Consider the following 2,124-nt stretch of genomic DNA (forward strand, 5'->3'; position numbering starts at 1 on the left):
CCGCGCGGGCCCGCGACGCCCGGGAGCTGGCCGGTGCGGCCGGCGACTTCGCGGCCCTGGGCGCGATGCTGCTGGCGGCTGAGGCCGCGGTGGCCTCGGCCGAGGCCTTCAGCCGGGCCGGTGACCGACGCGCGGCGACAGCGGCGCTGCGCCGCTCGATCGAACTCGCCGCCGCCTGCGAAGGCGCCGTCACGCCAGGACTGTTCCGGACCGCCACGATTAACGCCGCCGCCGCGGTCCCGCTCTCCTCCCGCGAGCGCGAGATCGCGATGCTCGCCGCCGCCGGCATCACCAGCAAGGACATCGCCGAACGCCTCTACCTATCCGTGCGGACGGTGAACAATCACCTGCAGCACGCCTACACCAAACTGGGGGTAAGCAGCCGGGCCGCCCTGGCCCAAGCCCTGGGGAGCACCGCATGACACCAGAGCAGATCACCTTGGTACAGTCCTCGTTCGAGCGGCTCGGCCCGCAACTGCCGGCCATGGCGACCCGCTTTTACCAGGAACTATTCACACGGGACCCGGCGCTGCGCCCGCTGTTCACCACACCCCTGCCCGAGCAGGAAGTCAGGTTCGCCGAGAAACTCACCGAGATCGTCCAGGCCATGCCCCGCCTCGACGAACTTCTCACCCACACCCGCGCCCTCGGCGCCCGGCACGTCGGCTACGGGGTACGGGCCGCCGACTACCGGACCCTCGGCGACGCCCTCCTCGCCGCGCTCGCAGCCGTCCTCGGCGACGGCTTCGACCCCCCCACACGCGAGGCATGGGCCCTCGCCTACAACCTTGTCGCCGAGACCATGCTCGAAGGCGCAGCCGCGGCCCGGCCCATCAGCAGCTGACCACCAGGCTCAACCGCCGGCCAGAAACCGGCCAGCGTCAGGGCGCGGCGACACCGCCAGCCGCAGCCGCATCCACCACCTGGCATACGCCAGGCCGATGACAGCCGCGCCCGAATGGACGATCCGCGCGCGACTGCCTGCGCTTCTGACGCACCCCCAGCCGCGCAAATTCGGCGCTCTGGAGCATTCTTCGGTAGTGTGGTGGGCCCGGTCATCCCGCCACGCCTGGCACGAGCTCGTCATAGCCTATGAAGTTACCGGCCACGGTTAATGGCGGACACCGTCGCATAGCTCACCGAGGCGCTGGGCGACGACCTCCGCATGGGGGAGATCTGCCTCCGCGCCTTCGCGTGTGAGCGCCAGAACGGCCGCGGCGAGCGCGGCGCGGAGCGTTGCGGGCTCGAGCGCGGCGATGTGGGTGCCCTCAAACCGGGCGAGGGTTTGGGCGGGAAGGTCGTCATATCCGCGAGCCTGTACCGCGATCAGCCCCTGGCGCAGGCAGGCCAGTGACAGCGCGTGATCGCGCACGGCGCCGATATAGTGCTCGGCCTGCCAGGCACGCCGCCGCTCGATGCACGCTCGCGCATGCAGCGCATAGATGATGCCCCATCCGAACAGGTCGCCCGCGACTGCGGGCGTGGGGATAAACACCGACCCCGCCGGCGGGCCGATCCCGGGGTCGCCTGGGGCGGTCTGGCCGAAGACGAGCCGGAAGCGCGGACCGGCGGGACGGAACCGGGCCGCCGGTGTCATCGAAAGGTCGAGCTGAAGCGCGTCTGGGAGCAGGAAGACGCGGTAGACGGTGGCGCCGCGTTCAAGGTCGGTGAGCCAGACCGCGTCGAGTTCGCCGGTGAGCCTGGTGGTCCAGTCCGCGAGAACATCGGTGACCGGGACATGGCCGGCTATGGCGAACGTCAGGTCTATGTCGGAGAAGCGATCGCCACCGTTCACAGCGAGCGAGCCCACGACGGCTCCGGCTACGACGCGGTCATCGGCCTCCCCGAGCCGCAGCACGCGTTCGCGGAGAGCATTCCGCTGCTCGACGGTAAACACGCTTATGCCCGCCGCTCCCTCTTTCGCATGGCCGAATTGAAATGCTTAACCGTTCACAACGGTTCACGTGGCTGATCTTAGCGCAGCGCGCCTCATCTGCTAATGCGGTATTCGTCCATTGAGCCGCTATCGCGCATGAACCTTTGCCGGCGCGAGGCGCATCCACGCCAACCACTGGTCGCAGAGCGTGGTCACTGCTCGAGTGTTAGTCGCGCGAGTACCCGCCG

The 2,124-nt window shown here is 69.4% G+C and carries 3 protein-coding genes; 2 read left to right on the forward strand and 1 reads right to left on the reverse strand.

Going from position 1 to position 2,124, the window contains the following annotated elements; genetic code table 11:
• Together VJS38_RS04005 and VJS38_RS04010 are read left to right on the forward strand one after the other, a co-directional pair.
• A partial coding sequence (locus VJS38_RS04005; protein ID WP_324086861.1) for a helix-turn-helix transcriptional regulator occupies positions 1-422 on the forward strand: 422 nt, incomplete at its 5' end.
• On the forward strand, positions 419-844 hold the full coding sequence (locus VJS38_RS04010) for a globin domain-containing protein (protein WP_324086862.1): 426 nt from the start codon (positions 419-421) through the stop codon (positions 842-844). The genes VJS38_RS04005 and VJS38_RS04010, both read left to right, overlap by 4 nt.
• Before the next feature lie 267 nt (positions 845-1,111).
• Here VJS38_RS04010 and VJS38_RS04015 read toward each other — a convergent pair whose 3' ends face one another.
• Positions 1,112-1,897: a hypothetical protein gene (locus tag VJS38_RS04015; protein ID WP_324086863.1), complete on the reverse strand. Its 786-nt coding sequence runs from the start codon at positions 1,895-1,897 to the stop codon at positions 1,112-1,114.
• Between the last annotated feature and the right edge of the window lie 227 nt (positions 1,898-2,124).

Source organism: Phenylobacterium sp. (assembly GCF_035276905.1).
In the GTDB taxonomy this organism is placed as follows: Bacteria; Pseudomonadota; Alphaproteobacteria; order Caulobacterales; family Caulobacteraceae; genus Phenylobacterium.